The following is an 18749-nucleotide window of genomic DNA, read 5'->3' on the forward strand; positions in this document are numbered from 1 at the left end:
GCGCCCACGCCGGTGTCGATGTCGACGTCGCGGAACGGCAGGTGCAGCTGCTCGGGGGCGTCGTAGTACCAGCCGCTGAAGGCGGCCTCGGCGGCCAGGTCGCCGTCGGTGGGCACGTGGGTGAGGAGCTTGCGCGTGACCGTCGCGTCGTCTTGGGCCACGACCGCGCCCAGGCGCAGGTACGACGCCGATCCCACCGTGAACAGGCCGTAGCGCCCGGGGAGCTCGGTGTCGGCGGTGCGCGCGAGCGTGATCGTCTGGGCCGCGGCGTCCACGCGGACGATCCGCACGTCCGGCACCCGTCCGGCGGGACGCACCACCGTGCGGGCGACGCGGTAGGACACCGCGCCCAAGGCCCCGGCCGAGGCGGCGAGAGCGAAGCCGAGGGTGGAGAGGGCGACGCGGATGCCGCTCGCGCGACGTCGCGTTGCGCGAGCGCCCGCGGCGCGCCTGGGAGCGTTCATCGAGGCCTCACTCTAGTCTGTGGCCGTGAGTGACCATCGCCCGGCGGAGGCCGTCGGACCGTTCGCGCGTGCCGCCGAGGAGGTGCGCGCCACGACGTTCCGCGAGGATCTGGTGGTCCGCGAGATCCCGTCGCCCGCCGGCCTGGCACCGTTCTCGCTCGCCCTGGCCGGTGACGTCCGGCCCGAGGAGCACGCGACGGACTCGCCCTTCGGCACGGGCCGCTTCATCCTGCTGCACGACCCCGAGGAGCCTGAACCCTGGGGTGGGGCGTGGCGCATCGTCTGCTTTGCGCAGGCACCGCTCGAGCCCGAGATCGGCGTCGATCCGTTGCTGGCCGAGGTGGCGTGGTCGTGGCTCATCGACGCCCTCGACTCCCGCGGCGCCGACCGTCACTCCGAGTCCGGCACCGCCACCAAGACCCTGTCGACCGGTTTCGGCGCCCTCGCGGCGCAGGGCGAGGGGTCGCAGATCGAACTTCGCGCGTCATGGTCGCCGCGCGGTCCCTTCCGCCCGCACCTCGAGGCGTGGGCGGAACTCGTCTGCATGCTCGCCGGCCTCCCCCCGGGGTCGGAGGGCGTCGCTGTGTTCGGAGCCCGGAGGCCCACGCGTGGTTGAGTACATCGTCATCGAGGATGCCGCGGAATTCCGCGCCGCCTGCGAGACCCTGGCCGCCGGGAGCGGTCCCGTCGCGGTCGACGTCGAGCGGGCGTCGGGTTTCCGCTACTCGCAGCGCGCGTACCTCATCCAGGTGTTCCGTCGGGATGCCGGGGTATTCCTCTTCGACCCGTCGACCATCGAGGACTTCGTGCCGCTGCAGGAGGCGATCGGCGACATCGAGTGGGTGTTCCACGCCGCGAGCCAGGACCTGCCGTCGCTGCGCGAGCGCGGCCTGGAGCCCCCGCGCATCTTCGACACCGAGCTGGGCTCGCGCCTCCTGGGGCATGAACGCGTCGGCCTGGGAGCGGTGGTCGAGCAGACGCTCGGCATCACCCTCGCCAAGGCGCACTCCGCCGCCGACTGGTCGACGCGGCCCCTGCCGGCGTCGTGGCTCGAGTACGCGGCCCTTGACGTCGAGCACCTCGTCGACGTCCGCGACGTCCTGGTGGCCGAGCTCGACGAGCAGGGCAAGACCGAGTTCGCGCGTCAAGAATTCCAGTCGGTGCTGGAGCGCCAGCCCAAGCCCGCCCGCGACGACCCGTGGCGTCGGCTGAGCGGGCTGCACACCGTGCGCGGTCGCCGTGCCCTGGCCGTGGCGCGCTCGCTCTGGCAGGCCCGCGAGGACTACGCCCGTGAGCAGGACGTCGCTCCCGGCCGCCTGGTGCCCGATCGCGCGCTGGTGGCCGCGGTGCTGGCCGACCCGGCGAGCAAGCAGGCCCTGGCCGGGGTCAAGGAGTTCAACGGGAGGGCGAGCCGCACGCAGCTCGATCGATGGTGGAACGCCATCGTCGCCGGCCGCGAGACCACGGACCTGCCGGCCGACCGGGTGCCCAGCGACACGCTGCCTCCTCCCCGCGCATGGGCGGACCGCAACCCCGACGCCGACCGCCGTCTCAAGGCCGCGCGGCCGGCCGTCGAGGCGCGCGCCGAAGAACTGCGGATGCCGACCGAGAACCTGCTGACCCCTGAGACCCTGCGTCGGGTGGCATGGGCGCCGCCGGCCGAGGTGACGACGGCGTCGATCGGTTCCGCCCTGGCCGAGCTCGGGGCTCGCCCCTGGCAGATTGACCAGACCGCACAGGTGATCGCGGATAGTTTTGTAGCTTCCCTCAACGAGGTCGACGACGCCTCCGGATCGGATTCGTAGGTTCGAACAAGCGATTCCGTCTGCCGCGGCGGTCTTCCTAGGCTGGGGGCATCCCAAACTATGGAGGCAGAGTGGCCGAGATGACGGACGTCTTCTTCGTCGACGGAGTACGCACCCCTTTCGGGCGCGCCGGCGAGAAGGGCATGTACTGGAACACCCGCGCCGACGACCTGGTCGTCAAGGCGATCATCGGGTTGATGGAGCGCAACGGCGACGTGCCGAAGGACCGGATCGACGACGTGGCCATCGCCGCGACCTCGCAGACCGGTGACCAGGGACTGACCCTGGGGCGGACGGCGGCGATCCTCGCGGGTCTGCCGATGACCGTGCCCGGCCTGGCGGTCGAGCGCATGTGCGCCGGCGCCATGACGAGCGTCACGACCATGGGCGCGTCGATCGGCGTCGGCATGTACGACCTCGCCCTCGCCGGCGGCGTCGAGCACATGGGGCGACACCCCATCGGCGGCAACGTCGACCCGAACCCCCGTTTCGTCGCCGAGCGTCTGGTCGACCCGGGCGCCCTCAACATGGGTGTGACGGCCGAGCGCATCCATGACCGATTCCCGCACCTCACCAAGGAGCGCGCTGATCGCTTCGGCGTGGCCAGCCAGCACAAGGTGCAGGCCGCCTACGAGGCCGGCAAGATTCAGCCCGACCTGGTGCCGGTGGCCGTCAAGGACGCCGACGGCGCCTGGGGCCTCGCCACCGAGGACGAGGGACGCCGCCCCGAGACGACCCTCGAGGGCCTCGCGACGCTCAAGACGCCGTTCCGCCCCCACGGTCGCGTCACGGCGGGCACCTCGTCGCCCCTCACCGATGGTGCGACCATCAGCCTGCTCGCCGGGTCGGACGCGGTGAAGGAGTTCGGTCTCGCGCCCAAGATGCGCATGGTGTCGTTCGCTTTCGCCGGTGTCGAGCCCGAGATCATGGGCATCGGTCCGATCCCCTCGACCGAGAAGGCGCTGAAGAAGGCCGGGCTGACGATCGACGACATCGGCCTGTTCGAACTGAACGAGGCCTTCGCGATCCAGGTCATCTCGCTGCTGGACCACTTCGGCATCGCCGACGACGATCCGCGCGTGAACCCGTGGGGCGGGGCCATCGCCCTGGGACACCCGCTCGCGGCATCCGGTGTCCGTCTCATGATCCAGCTGGCGGCGCAGTTCGCCGAGCGGCCCGACGTGCGCTACGGGCTCACCGCGATGTGCGTGGGCCTGGGCCAGGGCGGCTCGGTCATCTGGGAGAACCCGTTCTTCGACGGAAAGAAGAAGCGCAAGTGACCGACTACGCATCCATCGACTTCAGCCCGCTCGACGCCCTCACCGGCGACGAGGTGGTGACCCACTCCCCCGTCCGCGACGTGCGTCTGCCGTCGGGTAACGTGCTGGCGCTCATCACGCTCGACAACGGCCGTGATCACACGCGTCCGAACACGCTGGGCCCGGCGACGCTCGCCGAGCTCGGCGAGACGCTCGCGACGCTGAAGGGCCGCGCGGCGGCGGGCGAGATCCACGCCGTGGCGATCACCGGCAAGCAGTACATCCTGGCTGCCGGTGCCGACCTGTCCGACATCGCGAAGCTGCCGTCGCGAGAGGTCGCCCGCCTCGTCGCGCAGCGCGGCCACCAGGTGTTCGGCTCGCTCTCCGAGCTGGGCGTGCCCTCGTTCGCGTTCGTGAACGGCCTCGCGCTGGGCGGCGGCCTCGAGATCGCGCTCAACTCGACGTACCGCACGGTGGACGCCTCGGCCGCGGCCGTCGCGCTGCCCGAGGTGTTCCTGGGCATCATCCCCGGTTGGGGCGGCGCCTACCTGCTGCCGAACCTCATCGGCATCGAGAACGCGCTCGAGGTCGTCGTCTCGAACCCGCTCAAGCAGAACCGCATGCTCAAGCCCCAGCAGGCATTCGACCTCGGGATCATGGATGCCATCTTCCCGGCGGCCAGCTACCTCGAGGACTCGCTGCGCTGGGCCGACGGCGTGCTCACCGGTCGCGTGAAGGTCGAGCGCAAGAACGAGCCCGGCAAGCTCGAGCGCCTGACCAAGTGGCCGATCGCGATCAAGGTCGCCCGCTCGATGCTCGAGTCGAAGATCGGCACCGTCCCCCGCTCCCCCTACGTCGCCCTCGACCTGCTCGACAAGGCGAAGAGCGGCACGAAGGCCGAGGGCTTCGCGCGCGAGGACGAGGCGCTGGCCGATCTGATCACGGGCGACCAGTTCGCGGCATCCATGTACGCCTTCGATCTGGTGCAGAAGCGCGCCAAGCGTCCGGTCGGGGCCCCCGACAAGGCGCTCGCGAAGAAGGTCACCAAGGTCGGCGTCATCGGCGCGGGCCTCATGGCCTCGCAGTTCGCGCTGCTGTTCGTGCGCAAGCTCCGGGTGCCCGTGATCATCACCGACCTCGATCAGGACCGCGTCGACAAGGGCGTGGCATCCATTCGCGAAGAGATCGGCAAGCTCGAGGCCAAGGGCCGCCTGGACGGCGACACCGCGAACCAGCTGCGCGCCCTGGTGCACGGAACGACCGACCGCACCGAGTTCGCCGACTGCGACTTCGTCATCGAGGCCGTGTTCGAAGAGGTCGGCGTCAAGCAAGAGGTCTTCTCGGCGATCGAGAAGATCGTCGCCGACGACGCGATCCTCGCGACCAACACCTCGTCGCTCTCGGTCGCCGAGATCGGATCGGTGCTGCAGAACCCCGAGCGCCTGGTGGGCTTCCACTTCTTCAACCCGGTCGCCGTCATGCCGCTCATCGAGGTCGTGAAGACGGATGCCACGTCCGACGCGGCGCTCTCGACGGCGTTCGTGGTGGCCAAGGGCCTCGGCAAGAACGCGGTGCTGACCGCCGACGCGCCCGGCTTCGTGGTGAACCGCCTGCTCGCGAAGGTCATGGGCGAGGCGGCACGCGCGGTCTACGAGGGCACGCCGATCGCGGTCGTCGAGAAGGCGTTCGCGCCGCTCGGACTGCCGATGGGGCCGTTCCAGCTCATCGACCTCGTCGGCTGGAAGGTCGCCGCACACGTGCAGGACACGATGGCGCATGCCTTCCCGGATCGGTTCTTCTCGTCCGAGAACTTCCACGAGCTCGCGGCCCTGCCCGAGGTCGTCGAGAAGGACAAGGGCGGCCGCGTGACCGGCTGGACCAAGGCCGCTCAGAAGGTGCTCGTCACCGGCAAGACGCCGGTCGCGCCCGAGACGATCCTCGCCCGCGTGCAGGACGGCCTCGCGCAGGAGATCAGGATCATGCTGGACGAGGGCGTCGTGCCCGAGGTGCAGGACATCGACCTGTGCCTCATCCTCGGCGCCGGCTGGCCGTTCATCGACGGAGGGGCCTCGCCCTACCTCGACCGCGAGGGGGCGTCGGAGCGCGCCTTCGGCGACACGTTCCACCACCCACCGATCCGCGGCATCGGGGCCTGACGGTCCTTCTCACGACGGCGTCGTCCCCACGGGGCGGCGCCGTCGGCGTTCGCTCGCGGCGGTCGTCGCCGCCGGAACAGGCGGCGTGATGAGAACAGGGCGTCTACGGCGATCTCTTCCTGTTCTGGGTGCTCTCTCCTGTCCTCGTGACAGTTCCGGTCCTCGTGACAGAGGGGAACCGCCCGCACGCGAAGAACAGGCCGGGATGCGGGCATCCCGGCCTGTTCCGCGTCGAATCGGCGCTTACGGGCGCGTCTGCTCCCACTCGGCGATCGTGGGGATCGAGCCCGTCGGGGTCTGCCGGGCCATGGGGATGCGCGTGCCGAGCACCTGCGCCACCACGTCCTGGGCGATCTTGGAGGCCGTGAGACCGGCATCCTCGAGGATCTGCTCCCGCGAGGCGTGGTCGATGAATTCGTCCGGGATGCCGAGCTCGTCGACGGCCGTGTCGACCCCCGCTTCGCGCAGGACCTGTCGCACGCGCGTGCCGACGCCGCCGACGCGGATGCCGTCCTCGATCGTGATCACCAGACGGTGCTCGCGGGCGAGGTCGACGATCGACGGCTGCACGGGGATCGCCCAGCGCGGATCGATGACCGTCGCGCCGATGCCCTGGGCCTCGAGACGCTCGGCGACCTCCATGGCGAGGTGCACCATCGGTCCGATGCCGACCAGCAGGACGTCTTCGCCCGCCCCGCGCGCCAGGACATCGACTCCGTCGTCGAGGCGCTCGATCGCCTCGACGTCGTCGTTGACCTTGCCCTTGGGGTAGCGGACGACCGTGGGTGCGTCCTCGATCGCCGTCGCCTCGCGGAACACCTCGCGCAGACGCGCGGCGTCGCGCGGCGCGGCGATGCGGATGCCGGGGACGAGCTGCAGCATCGCGAGATCCCAGATGCCGTGGTGGCTGGGACCGTCGGGCCCCGTGACCCCCGCGCGGTCGAGGACGAAGGTGACACCGGCCTTGTGCAGGCCGACGTCCATCATGACCTGGTCGAAGGCGCGATTCATGAACGTCGCGTAGATCGCGACGACCGGGTGCAACCCGCCGAAGGCGAGTCCCGCGGCCGAGGTCACCGCGTGCTGCTCGGCGATGCCGACGTCGTACACGCGCTCGGGGAAGCGCTCCGAGAACTTCTGCAGGCCGGTGGGGCGCAGCATCGCCGCGGTCATCGCGATGATGTCGTCGCGCTCGGATCCGACCGCCACGAGCTCGTCGGCGAACACGTCGGTCCACTGGGGACCGCCGCCCGAGCCGAGCGCCTCGCCCGTGATCGGGTCGATCTTGCCGACGGCGTGGAACTGATCGGCCTCGTCGCTCATCGCCGGGGCGTAGCCGCTGCCCTTGTCGGTGATGGCGTGCACGATGACCGGTGCCCCGTAGGACTTGGCGAGCTCGAGCGTCTCGATGAGCGATTCGAAGTCGTGACCGTCGATGGGGCCGAGGTACTTGATGTCGAGGTTGCTGTAGAGCGCCTCGTTGTTCGTGAACCGCGAGAGGAAGCCGTGGGTGCCGCCGCGGACGCCGCGGTACACCGCACGCGCGGCGGGGCCGAGGCGGCGGAAGAGGGTGTCGGAGCCGCGGTGCAGCGTGCGGTACGCCTCGTTCGTGCGAACTCGGTTGAGGTAGCGCGCCATGCCGCCGATGGTCGGAGCGTAGGAACGACCGTTGTCGTTGACGACGATGACCAGGTTGCGGTCGTTGTCGTCGCTGATGTTGTTCAGCGCCTCCCACGTCATGCCGCCGGTGAGCGCGCCGTCGCCGACGACGGCGACGACGTGACGATCACGGCGCCCGGTCCGGCTGAAGGCGCGCGAGATGCCGTCCGCCCAGCTCAGCGAGCTGGAGGCGTGCGAGGACTCGACCACGTCGTGCTCGCTCTCGGACCGCTGCGGGTAGCCCGCCAGACCGCCGCGCGAGCGCAGCTTCGAGAAGTCCTGGCGGCCGGTGAGCATCTTGTGCACGTAGGACTGGTGACCGGTGTCGAAGATGATGGGGTCGGCGGGCGAGTCGAACACCCGGTGCAGGGCGATCGTCAGCTCGACGACGCCGAGGTTGGGACCGAGGTGGCCGCCCGTGCGGGCGACGTTCTCGACGAGGAACGACCGGACCTCGGTGGCCAGTTGACGCAATTCGTCGGGCGTGAGGGCATCGAGATCGCGGGGTCCGCGGATGCCGGGCAGGAGAGCCATGCGACTCCTCTCGTGGGGTGCGCGCGGTGTCGCGCGTACGGGTCGATTCTAGTCTCCGGGGGCCTGAGGGGCCCGGCAACGGCTTGCGTTCAGCGCCGTCCCGTGCGCGTGCGGCGGGGTGTACAGCCGGCGCGAGCGGTCGCCGTAACGCCGATGTGCCCCGGAAGCGCAGGGCTTCCGGGGCACATCGGGCAGCGGGATCAGACTAGCGAACGCAGCACGTACTGCAGGATGCCGCCGTTGCGGTAGTAGTCGGCTTCACCGGGGGTGTCGATGCGGACCACGGCGTCGAACGTGACGGTCTGCTTACCCGCGGGCGAGAAGTCGCTCGGCTCGGCCGTGACCTTCACCGTCTTGGGCGTGACGCCCTCGTTCAGCTGCTCGAGACCCTCGATCGAGACGATCTCGGTGCCGTCGAGGCCCAGGGACTTCCAGCTCTCGCCGGCCGGGAACTGCAGCGGCACGACACCCATGCCGATGAGGTTCGAGCGGTGGATGCGCTCGAAGCTCTCGGTGATGACCGCCTTGACGCCCAGCAGGTTGGTGCCCTTGGCCGCCCAGTCGCGCGACGAGCCCGAGCCGTACTCCTTGCCGCCGAAGATCACCAGCGGGGTGCCCTGCGCCTGATAGTTCTGGCTCGCGTCGAAGATGTACGACTGCGGGCCGCCCTCCTGGGTGAAGTCGCGGGTGTAGCCGCCCTCGACGACCGTGCCGTCGTTGACCGCAGCGGTGAGCTCGTTCTTCAGACGGATGTTCGCGAAGGTGCCGCGGATCATCACCTCGTGGTTGCCACGGCGCGAGCCGTACGAGTTGAAGTCCTTCTGCGCGACGCCGTGCTCGGTCAGGTACTGCGCAGCGGGGGTACCCGCCTTGATGTTGCCGGCCGGGCTGATGTGGTCGGTGGTCACCGAGTCGCCGAGCGTCGCCATGACGCGCGCACCGGTGATGTCGGTGACCGGCGAGGGCTCCATCGACATGCCGTCGAAGTAGGGCGCCTTGCGCACGTAGGTGGAGTCGGCATCCCAGTCGAAGACGGGGCCGGTCGGCGTGGGCAGGTTCTTCCAGCGCTCGTCGCCCTCGAAGACGGTGGCGTACTGCTGGATGAACTGCTCGCGCGAGATCGACGCGTCGATGATCGTCTGCACCTGGTCGGGGGCCGGCCAGATGTCCTTGAGGAAGACGTCGTCGCCGTTCTGGTCCTTGCCCAGGGCGTCGGTCTCGAAGTCGAAGTTCATCGAACCGGCCAGCGCGTAGGCGACCACCAGGGGCGGGGATGCCAGGTAGTTCATCTTGACGTCGGGGCTGATGCGACCCTCGAAGTTGCGGTTGCCCGAGAGGACGGCTGACACGGCCAGGTCGTTCTCGTTGATCGCCTCGGAGACCTCCTCGATGAGGGGGCCGGAGTTGCCGATGCAGATCGTGCAGCCGTAGCCGACGGTGTAGAAGTCGAGGCCCTCGAGCGCCTTGTCGAGACCGGACTTCTCGTAGTAGTCCGTGACGACCTTCGAGCCGGGTCCGAGCGTCGTCTTGACCCACGGCTTGCGCTTGAGGCCCTTGTCGACGGCGTTCTTGGCGAGCAGGCCCGCCGCGATCATGACCGAGGGGTTCGAGGTGTTCGTGCACGAGGTGATGGCCGCGAGGGTGACCGCACCGTTGTCGAGCAGGTACGACTGCCCGTCGGGCGTGGTGACCTTGACAGGCTTGGAGGCGTTGACCGGGTGGCCGGACGAGATGAGGACGTCGCTCTCGGTGACGTCTTCGCTCTCTTCGCCGGGGACGGCGCCGGGGTCGGATGCCGGGAAGGTGCCGTCGACCTCGAGGTCGACGACCGAGTCGGTGGTCGACACGGCCGCGTAGTTGAGGATGTCCTTCTCGAACTGCGACTTGGCCTCGGAGAGCAGGATGCGGTCCTGCGGGCGCTTCGGGCCGGCGATCGAGGGGACGACCGTCGAGAGGTCGAGCTCCATGTACTCGCTGAAGACGAGCTCGCGAGCCGGGTCGTGCCAGAGCTTCTGCTCCTTGGCGTAGGCCTCGACGAGGGCGACGGTCTGCTCGTCGCGACCGGTCAGGCGCAGGTAGTCGAGCGTGACGTCGTCGATGGGGAACATCGCGGCCGTCGAGCCGAACTCGGGGCTCATGTTGCCGATGGTGGCGCGGTTGGCCAGCGGCACCGAGGCGACGCCCTCGCCGTAGAACTCGACGAACTTGCCGACCACGCCGTGCTGGCGCAGCATGTCGGTGATGGTGAGGACGACGTCGGTCGCGGTCACGCCGGCGGGGATCTCGCCGCTGAGCTTGAAGCCGACCACGCGCGGGATCAGCATCGACACGGGCTGACCGAGCATCGCGGCCTCGGCCTCGATGCCGCCGACGCCCCAGCCCAGAACACCCAGGCCGTTGACCATCGTGGTGTGCGAGTCGGTGCCGACGCAGGTGTCGGGGTAGGCGCGCAGGACGCCGTCGACCGAGCGGTCGTAGACGACCTTGGCGAGGTGCTCGATGTTGACCTGGTGCACGATGCCCGTTCCCGGGGGCACGACCTTGAAGTCGTCGAAGGCCGTCTGGCCCCAGCGCAGGAACTGGTACCGCTCGCCGTTGCGCTCGTACTCGATCTCGACATTGCGCTCGAGGGCGTTCTCGCTGCCGAACAGGTCGGCGATGACCGAGTGGTCGATGACCATCTCGGCGGGCGAGAGCGGGTTGATCTTGTTAGGGTCGCCGCCGAGGGCGGTGACGGCCTCGCGCATGGTGGCGAGGTCGACGATGCAGGGCACACCGGTGAAGTCCTGCATGACCACGCGCGCCGGCGTGAACTGGATCTCGGTGTCGGGGTCGGCCGTGGGGACCCACGAGCCGAGAGCCTGGATCTGCTCCTTGGTGACGTTGGCGCCGTCCTCCGTGCGCAGGAGGTTCTCGAGCAGCACCTTCAAGCTGAAGGGGAGCTTCTCGTAACCGGCGACCGTGTCGATCCGGAAGATCTCGTAGTCGGTGCTGCCGACCGTCAGGGTGCTCTTGGCACCGAAGCTGTCAACCGTGGACACGATCGTCTCCTTCGTCGGCGAATGCGCAGGCGTCAGCCCGCATTTCCCATCTTCCCCGGGCCGTGCGATCGGCACCAGCAAGGCCGACCTAACCATTCCGGGGAGACGGATTTATCTTGATGTCAAGATAATATCAGGACTCTCGGCGAGGTGAGAGAGATCGCACGACGAGCCACGTCACGGCGAGCATCGGCGCGAACAGGGGCAGCCCCATCACGATCTTCAGCGTGCCGAGCGCCGTGACGTCACCCGCGAAGTACAGCGGCAGCTGCACGATCAGCCGCGCGGCGAACAACGCGGCCCACGCGACCGAGAGCCACGTGTAGGCGCGCTTCTTGCGCCGGTCGGCCCGCCAGCGCGTGCCCTCCCCCATCAGGTATCCGGCGGCCAGGCCGATGAGCGGCCAGCCGACGAGCGCGCTCACCAGGAACGCCGTGCCGTAGGCGCCGTTCGTGAAGAAGCCCAGCACGAAGTTGTCCTGCCCGCGGCCGGTCAGCAGCGCGAGGGCGGCGGCGCCGGCCGTCGCGAGCAAGCCGCCGATCGCGGCGCTCGGGGGCGACTTGGCGATCAGGCGCGCGAGGGTGAAGACGACCGCCAGGCCGACCGAGACGCCCAGGCTCACCCACAGGTTGCCCTGCCGTGTCTCGGGGTCGATCGTGACGGTGTACAGCACCACGAAGGCCAGTGACGGCAGGACGGATTCGAGGATGCCGCGCCACCCGCCCATCGCCGACCACACCGCGGCGCCGGTCGTCGCGTGCGCCGCGGGGTCGAGGCCCGCGCGCCGGGCGGCACCGCCGAGGGCGGCGCCGAGGGTGTCGGCCGCGGACGGCGGTTCGAGCGGCACGCGGTCCCCGTCGCGCGCGGGGCGGGCGGAGTCCTCGCTCATGCCGTGCCGGGGGTCGACGGCATCCGGAGAGGGATCAGGTCGCGCGGCGGCATCGGCGACGTTCCGCGGACGACGACGATCGAGCGGAAGAGGTCCTCGACGGCGGCCGCCGCCTCGATGTCGCTCGTGGCAGCGCCCCCCACGACGCCGCGCAGGAACCACCGGGGGCCGTCGACGCCGACGAAGCGCGCGAGACGCTTTCCGGCGCCGTCTGCACCCGCTACGGGAACCTCGGCCAGGAGCTCCGGCCCCAGGGGGCCCTCGCGCTCCTCGACGCGGCCGCCCTGCTGCTTGACCTGCTGGCGGATCTGCTCGCGCGTCTCTTCCCACAGGCCGCTCGAGCGCGGCGCCGCGAACGGCTGCACCTGCAGGGTCGACTCGGCGTAGTCCAGACCGACGGCGACGATGCGCTTGGTCTGCTCCTCGACCTCAAGGCGCAGGTTCAGCCCCTCGCGCGGCAGGATCTTGATGCCGCCGAGGTCGATGTAGGGGCGCACCGGGTTGGCCTCGGCCTCGTCGAACGGGCCGGCGCTGTCGCGATCGGCCGGAGCGCTTTTGGCGGGGGGTGTGGGTTCGAGGGCGGTCTGCTCGTCCTCGGGTGTGGTCTGCGACGCGTCGTCGGTCATCGGGTGCTCCCTTGCAGGGTCTGGTATCCGCTCGATCCGAAGCCGCCGTCGCCGCGCACGCTGTCGGGAAGGTCGTCGACGGGGACGAAGCGCACGGGCGGGACGGGCATCACGATGAGCTGGGCGATGCGGTCTCCGACCGCGATGTCGTATGCCTCGTCGAGGTCGGTGTTGAGCAGGGCCACCTTGATCTCGCCGCGGTAGCCGGCGTCGATGGTCCCCGGGGAGTTGACGATGGTGATGCCGTGCTTGGCGGCCAGGCCGCTGCGCGGGACCACGAAGGCCGCGTACCCCTCTGGCAGTGCGATGCGCACCCCCGTCGAGACCAGGGCGCGGCGGCCGGGTTCGAGCCGCAGCGCTTCGGCGGAGGTCAGGTCGGCTCCGGCGTCGCCGGGGTGGGCGAAGACCGGGGGCTCGGATGCGACAATGAGGACGTCCACCGTTTCGGTCACCCCACGAGGGTAATGCAGAAGAGGGGGTGCGGCATCCGCACCGCAGTCGAGTACCGCGAGCGTCTCAGCCCGTCGCTGTGGGCGCTGGTCGCCGCCGCCGTGTGCGGCCCGATGGCCGCCGTCGTCTTCTCGCCCCTCGACACGACCCTGGCCCTGTTCATCGGGCTGATCGTGTCGGTGGGCATCGTTGCCGCGCTGCTCGCGCTGGCGCCGGTGGTCGAGGTGAGCGACGGAGAACTGCGCGCCGGGCGGGCGCACATCCCCGTGGATCTGCTGGGCGTCCCCTCGGGGGTCGTCGCCGAAGAGGCCCGCACGGCCCGTGGGAGTGGTCTCGACCACCGGGCCTGGCATGTCATCCGGGGCGGGATCGACGGCATCGTCACGGTTCCCGTGACCGACCCCGACGACCCGACCCCGTACTGGGTGGTGTCCACCCGCACGCCGGATCGCCTCATCGCGGCGATCCAGCGCGCTCAGGTCAGGCTGCGCACTCCAGGCAGATGAAGCCGGGGCCGCTCTCTTCCGCGATCTGAGAGCGGTGCTTCACGAGGAAGCAGCTCATGCAGGTGAACTCGTCCTCCTGGGCGGGCAGGACGACGACATCGAGCTCGATGTCGGAGAGGTCGGCGCCGGGCAGTTCGAAGCCCGAGGGGTTGTCGGCATCCTCGTTGTCGATCGACCCCGACGCCTTGTCGGGCACGCGCTCCTTGAGGGCCTCGATCGACTCGCTGTCGTCCTCGGTCTTGCGCGGTGCGTCGTAATCGGTTGCCATGCGTGAAGGTCTCTACTTCCGGATTTCGTGGTGCTGTGCCGGTCGGGTTCCCGATCGGGCGGGCATAGTTTGCATGACACGTCTGCGATAAGCAAATGCTCGTGCGGTCGCGTGCGTGTCGAGCCAGAGCGGAAACTCGCGGCGCGCCCGCGATATTCCCGCAACCGGGCGGCGCGCATGTCAGCATGGGCGCTGACCGCAGATCGGAGGGGTGTTTCGCATGGAACAGCTCAAAGTCATCGGAACCGAGGATGACGTCCTCGTCGTGGCGACTCAGGCGGGCGAACGCTTCGCCCTTCCGCTCGACGAGGTGTTGCGCGCGGAAGCGCGACGCGCCCGTCGGGACCGCGAAGACGACGACCGCGCCCCGCGTCCCAGCCCGCGCGAGATCCAGGCGCACATCCGCGCCGGACTCTCGGCCCGCGAGGTGGCGACGCTGCTGAACGCGCGCGTCGAAGACGTCCAGCGCTTCGAGCCGCCCGTCCTCGCCGAGCGCGAGCACGTCGTCGGTCAGGCGCTGGCGGTCCCCGTGCTGCTGGGCGGCACCCTTGAGCACGACGCTCCGATCACCTTCGGCGCCGCCGTGCGCGCCAAGCTCGCCGAGGCCGGCGCGTCCGCCGAGCGGTGGACGAGCTGGAAGGAGAGCACGGGCTGGATGGTCAAGCTCGAGTTCACCGCCAACGGGATCGAGCACGATGCTCGGTGGGGCTTCGAGCCCCGGCGCAGCACGCTGTCGCCCCAGAACGCCGACGCGATCCAGCTCTCCCGCCAGGGCTCGCTGCCCGAGGGACTGATCCCGCGGCTGCGCGCGCTGGACAGCGTGCCGAAGGACGACTCCCGCTTCGACAGCGGCGCCTTCGGCCCGCGTCGTCTCGACATCGACGACGAGCCCGGCGTCGAGGCGACCGGACCCGTTGCCGCGGCCGTCCAGGCGGCGGCGATCAAGCGCGCGCCGGATGCCCCGGTGACGTCGTCCGAGACCGCCGACCTGCTCGAGGCGCTGCGTCGTCGGCGTGGTCAGCGCGAGCCCCTGCCCGGTGTCGAGGCCGAGCCCGAGCCGCGCCCGTCCAGCGCCCCGGTCTCGCTGTTCGAGCCGGCCCCCGAGCCCGTCCGTCCCGAGCCCGCCCGTCCCGAGGAACGCGCCGAACCGGCGCCCGAGGCGGAGCGCCCGGCATCCGACCCCGCGCGACGCGCCAAGGGGCGGCCGTCCATGCCGTCGTGGGACGAGATCGTCTTCGGGGCCCGGTCCGACGAGAGCTGAGGCCCCTCGGCCTCGCCGAGTCGGGGCGACGGGATGCCGTCGGCCCGGCCCACGTCAGGCGAAGGCGCCCAAGCGCAGCAGCGGAACGGTGCGCTCCTCGTCCGTGAGCGACCCGTGCTGCCCGACCATGCGCTGGGGGCGCTTGTCGGGCTCACGGTCGTCGTAATAGGCGAAGCGTCCGCGCGCGGCGACCACGACGTCGCCGATGCGCGGCAGGACCTCGGCGTCGACGTCGCCGAAGAGCCCGGCGGCGACGGCCTCGTCGCGCGTCAGCACCCAGGCGCGCGCGGCCTCGCTCTGGGCCCAGCGGTGGGCCACGGCATCCATCCGCCCCTCCGCCGTGTACACGTGCAGCATGCGGGGTTCACCGCCGAGCAGTGTGACGTCCTCGAGCAGCGCGTCGCCGTCGCGGAGCAGCACGTGCTTGTGCGCGGGCACGTCGACCATTCCGTGATCGGCCGTGACGATGACGCCCGTGCGCGCCGACAGAAGCCCCGCGAGGCGGCGGGCGGCGGCATCCACCCGCTCCAGCGCGTCGGTCCAGCGGTCGGACTCCCAGCCGTCGCGGTGACCGGCCGTGTCGAGCTCGGGCGCGTACAGATAGGTGATCGAGCCGGGGTGGCGCGCGGCGAGGTCGGCGGCGAGGGCCACGCGCTCGTCGAGGTCGTCCGAGGGGTGGAAACGCGCCCCGCGCAGGGTCGCCTCGGTGAACCCGGTGCCGGTGTAGCCGGGCCGCGACACGACGAAGGCATCCCGCCCGGATGCCGCGTGCGCGGCGAAGAGGGGCGTCCGGCGCTGCCACGTGTGCGGGTCGAGGCCGTCGGTCTCCCACCCGTGCAACTGGTTCGGGGCGGTGTCGGTGCCGGGGACTCGGACGCGGTACCCGGCGATGCCGTGGGTGCCGGGGTCGGCGCCGGTGAGCAGGCTCGTGAGCGCTGCCGCCGTCGTCGAGGGGAACACCGTGCGCGCGACGTCGCGGCGGCCGCCGACCGTGCCGAGGAACCGGGCGTGACCCCGACGTGCCGCGAGATTGTGCGCGCCGAGCCCGTCGACCAGGAAGACGATCGCGCTCTCGGCGGGCGCGAACCAGTCCGATCGGCCCGTCACCGCGGCGATCGTCTGCGCCATCACGTCGGTGAGGCTCCGGGAGCGCGGCGGGTCCGCCGGTAGGCTGAGTGACATCGGAGCAAGTCTTCCACACGGCTCCCGACCCCGTCCGTTCGCGGACGCCCGCCCGACCCGAGGCCGCATCCCATGCCCGATTCCCGTTCCTCCTCCCCCGCGACCGTCGAACGCATCGAAGACGTCGATGTCTCGACGGAGATGCAGGGGTCCTTCCTCGAGTACGCGTACTCCGTGATCTACTCCCGCGCCCTGCCGGACGCGCGCGATGGTCTCAAGCCCGTGCAGCGGCGCATCCTGTACCAGATGGCCGAGATGGGCCTGCGTCCCGACCGCGGGCACGTCAAGAGCGCCCGCGTCGTCGGCGAGGTGATGGGAAAGCTCCACCCCCACGGCGACGCTCCCATCTACGACGCGCTCGTCCGGCTCGCGCAGTACTTCTCGCTGCGCGTGCCGCTGATCGACGGTCACGGCAACTTCGGCTCACTCGACGACGGTCCCGCCGCCCCCCGCTATACCGAGGCGCGACTGGCTCCGCCCGCGCTCGCCCTGACCGAGAACCTCGACGAGGACGTCGTCGACTTCATCCCCAACTACGACGGGCAGTTCCAGCAGCCCGAGGTGCTGCCGGCGGCCTTCCCGAACCTCCTGGTCAACGGCGCGACGGGCATCGCGGTCGGTATGGCGACCAACATGGCGCCGCACAACCTCATCGAGGTGGTCGCCGCGGCCACGCACCTGCTGCAGAACCCGGATGCCACCGTCGACGAACTGATGGAGTTCGTCCCGGGCCCCGATCTGCCCTCGGGCGGCATCATCGTCGGCCTCGACGGCATCAAGGACGCCTACACCAACGGGCGCGGGACGTTCCGCACCCGCGCGAAAGCGTCGATCGAGTCCCTCGGACCGCGTCGAACCGGCATCGTCATCACCGAGCTGCCCTACCTCGTCGGGCCCGAGCGCGTCATCGAGAAGATCAAGGACGCCGTCCAGGCCAAGAAGCTGACCGGCATCGCCGACGTCACCGACCTGACCGACCGCAACAACGGCCTGCGCCTGGTCATCGGCATCAAGACCGGCTTCGACGCCAAGGCCGTCCTCGAGCAGCTGTACCGCCTCACCCCGCTCGAGGACTCGTTCGGTATCAACAACGTCGCCCTCGTCGACGGTCAGCCGCAGACCCTCGGTCTGCGCGACATGCTGCGGGTGTACGTCGACCACCGCCTGCGCGTGGTCACGCGACGCAGCGAGTACCGCCTGGCCCGCAAGCGCGAGCGCCTGCACCTCGTCGAGGGTCTGCTCATCGCGATCCTCGACATCGACGAGGTCATCCAGGTCATCCGCTCCTCGGACGACGGGGAGCAGGCGCGCACCAAGCTGCAGGAGGTGTTCGATCTCTCGCACCCTCAGGCCGAGTACATCCTCGAGCTGCGACTGCGCCGGCTGACGAAGTTCTCGCGGATCGAGCTCGAGGCCGAGCGCGACCAGTTGAACGCCGAGATCGCGCAGCTGGTCGAGCTGCTCGGCAGTGAGACGCTCCTGCGCCAGCAGGTGGCGCGAGAACTGGATGCCGCTGCCGAGGCGTACGGCACGCCCCGGCGCACGCTGCTGCTGAACGGTGGTCCGGTGCAGCCGCGGTCGGCCAAGGCGGCGGCCGCCGCCGATCTGCGGATCGCCGACGCCCCGTGCCGCGTGTACCTGTCGGCGACCGGCCGCATGGTGCGCGTCGAACTGATCGCCGACGCGCCGGGCGGAGGGGTCGTCCCGCCCGCCCGCCGGTCCAAGCACGACGCGATCCTCTCGAGCGTCGACACCACCACGCGCGGCGACATCGGCGCGGTCACCTCCGCCGGGCGGCTCGTCCGCTTCTCGCCCGTCGACCTGCCCTCGGTGCCGGCCAACTCCGTGCAGGTGGCGGCGGGCACCAAGGTCGAGCAGTACCTTGCGCTCGCGAAGGGCGAGAAGGTCGTGGCGATCGTCCCGCTGGTCGACGCGCCGACGATCGCCCTCGGTACCGAGCAGGGTGTCGTCAAGCGCGTCGCCGCGACCGAGCTGGGCGCCAAGGACGAGATCGAGATCATCTCGCTGCGCGACGGCGACCGGGTGGTGGGCGCGGCCCCCGCCGGCGACAACGCGGAGCTCGTCTTCGTCGCGAGCGACGCCCAACTGCTGCGGTTCGACGCGTCATCGGTGCGGCCGCAGGGGCGCTCGGCGGGCGGCATGGCCGGCATCCGCCTCTCGGACGGCGCGCGGGTGATCGCGTTCGCGGTCGTCGGGGCCTCGGCCTTCGACGCGGTGGTGGTCACGGTGGCGGGGTCGTCCGCGGCGTTGCCCGGAACCGACGCCGGATCGGCCAAGGTCTCGGCCTTCACCGAGTTCCCCGCTAAGGGGCGGGCGACCGGCGGCGTGCGCGCGCAGCGTCTGCTGCGCGGAGAGGACGCCCTGACGCTCGCCTGGGTCGGCACCGACCCGCGGGCCGTGGGATCGGACGGTTCGGTGCGCACCCTGCCCGAGGCGGGCGCGAAGCGCGACGCGTCGGGTCAGCCCCTCGACGCCGTGGTGGGCGCGGTCGGGACCGTCGTCCGCTGACGCCCGGGTGCCGGGCCCGGGCTCGTCCTTGGGCCTGGCCGCCGTTCCCGTCCGTGCACAACGGCGGGAGTCATGGCAGACACGCCGTCCGGCACGACCGGCGTAGCGGCGTGTCGGGGC

Annotated in this window: 14 protein-coding genes and 1 pseudogene; 7 read left to right on the forward strand and 8 right to left on the reverse strand. The window is 70.6% G+C overall.

Features of this window, described 5'->3' with window-relative positions:
- Positions 1-464: pseudogene (locus tag DBR36_RS09925) on the reverse strand (alpha/beta hydrolase); the annotation flags it as partial.
- Positions 465-489: 25 nt separating this feature from the next.
- On the opposite strand from DBR36_RS09925, the gene DBR36_RS09930 reads away from it, so the two are divergent.
- The 4 genes from DBR36_RS09930 (at position 490) to DBR36_RS09945 (ending at position 5684) form a co-directional block, all read left to right on the forward strand.
- Positions 490-1080: a DUF3000 domain-containing protein gene (locus DBR36_RS09930; RefSeq protein WP_108319011.1), complete on the forward strand. Its 591-nt coding sequence runs from the start codon at positions 490-492 to the stop codon at positions 1078-1080.
- Positions 1073-2269 (forward strand): HRDC domain-containing protein, encoded by a 1197-nt coding sequence (locus DBR36_RS09935; protein ID WP_108318987.1) that lies wholly within the window; start codon positions 1073-1075, stop codon positions 2267-2269. The genes DBR36_RS09930 and DBR36_RS09935 overlap by 8 nt, the downstream gene beginning before the upstream one ends.
- Positions 2270-2340: 71 nt before the next feature.
- Positions 2341-3549 (forward strand): thiolase family protein, encoded by a 1209-nt coding sequence (locus DBR36_RS09940; protein ID WP_108318989.1) that lies wholly within the window; start codon positions 2341-2343, stop codon positions 3547-3549.
- Complete coding sequence (locus tag DBR36_RS09945; protein WP_108318991.1) at positions 3546-5684, forward strand: 3-hydroxyacyl-CoA dehydrogenase NAD-binding domain-containing protein; 2139 nt, start codon at positions 3546-3548, stop codon at positions 5682-5684. Before DBR36_RS09940 ends, DBR36_RS09945 begins: the two co-directional genes overlap by 4 nt.
- Positions 5685-5927: 243 nt before the next feature.
- On the opposite strand, the gene dxs is transcribed toward DBR36_RS09945, so the two are convergent.
- The 5 genes from dxs to dut form a co-directional block, all read right to left on the reverse strand.
- Entirely contained in the window at positions 5928-7877 is a 1950-nt protein-coding gene (gene dxs / locus DBR36_RS09950) for a 1-deoxy-D-xylulose-5-phosphate synthase (RefSeq protein WP_108318993.1), read from the reverse strand.
- A 200-nt stretch (positions 7878-8077) separates the two neighbouring features.
- Entirely contained in the window at positions 8078-10918 is a 2841-nt protein-coding gene (acnA, locus tag DBR36_RS09955) for an aconitate hydratase AcnA (protein WP_108318995.1), read from the reverse strand.
- 133 nt (positions 10919-11051) lie between these two features.
- A complete protein-coding gene (locus tag DBR36_RS09960) occupies positions 11052-11807 on the reverse strand; it encodes a DUF3159 domain-containing protein (RefSeq protein ID WP_108318997.1) in 756 nt (251 codons plus the stop codon).
- Positions 11804-12433: a DUF3710 domain-containing protein gene (locus tag DBR36_RS09965; protein ID WP_108318999.1), complete on the reverse strand. Its 630-nt coding sequence runs from the start codon at positions 12431-12433 to the stop codon at positions 11804-11806. The genes DBR36_RS09960 and DBR36_RS09965 overlap by 4 nt, the downstream gene beginning before the upstream one ends.
- On the reverse strand, positions 12430-12885 hold the full coding sequence (gene dut / locus DBR36_RS09970) for a dUTP diphosphatase (protein WP_181373550.1): 456 nt from the start codon (positions 12883-12885) through the stop codon (positions 12430-12432). Before dut ends, DBR36_RS09965 begins: the two co-directional genes overlap by 4 nt.
- A 12-nt stretch (positions 12886-12897) precedes the next feature.
- Between dut and DBR36_RS09975 the strand changes: the two genes are divergently transcribed.
- The gene (locus DBR36_RS09975) at positions 12898-13389 is read left to right on the forward strand and encodes a DUF3093 domain-containing protein (protein ID WP_108319003.1); all 492 of its coding nucleotides are present in this window, start codon (positions 12898-12900) and stop codon (positions 13387-13389) included.
- On the opposite strand, the gene DBR36_RS09980 is transcribed toward DBR36_RS09975, so the two are convergent.
- On the reverse strand, positions 13364-13657 hold the full coding sequence (locus tag DBR36_RS09980) for a DUF4193 domain-containing protein (protein ID WP_058233180.1): 294 nt from the start codon (positions 13655-13657) through the stop codon (positions 13364-13366). The genes DBR36_RS09975 and DBR36_RS09980 overlap by 26 nt on opposite strands.
- A 220-nt stretch (positions 13658-13877) precedes the next feature.
- On the opposite strand from DBR36_RS09980, the gene sepH reads away from it, so the two are divergent.
- Entirely contained in the window at positions 13878-14918 is a 1041-nt protein-coding gene (gene sepH / locus DBR36_RS09985; protein ID WP_108319005.1) for a septation protein SepH, read from the forward strand.
- A gap of 54 nt (positions 14919-14972) precedes the next feature.
- On the opposite strand, the gene DBR36_RS09990 is transcribed toward sepH, so the two are convergent.
- The gene (locus tag DBR36_RS09990; RefSeq protein ID WP_108319007.1) at positions 14973-16100 is read right to left on the reverse strand and encodes an alkaline phosphatase family protein; all 1128 of its coding nucleotides are present in this window, start codon (positions 16098-16100) and stop codon (positions 14973-14975) included.
- Between the two features lie 72 nt (positions 16101-16172).
- On the opposite strand from DBR36_RS09990, the gene DBR36_RS09995 reads away from it, so the two are divergent.
- On the forward strand, positions 16173-18629 hold the full coding sequence (locus tag DBR36_RS09995; protein ID WP_108319009.1) for a DNA topoisomerase (ATP-hydrolyzing) subunit A: 2457 nt from the start codon (positions 16173-16175) through the stop codon (positions 18627-18629).
- Positions 18630-18749 lie beyond the last annotated feature (120 nt).

The sequence above is a fragment of the Microbacterium sp. HMWF026 genome (genome assembly GCF_003061325.1).
GTDB lineage: Bacteria > Actinomycetota > Actinomycetes > Actinomycetales > Microbacteriaceae > Microbacterium > Microbacterium testaceum_E.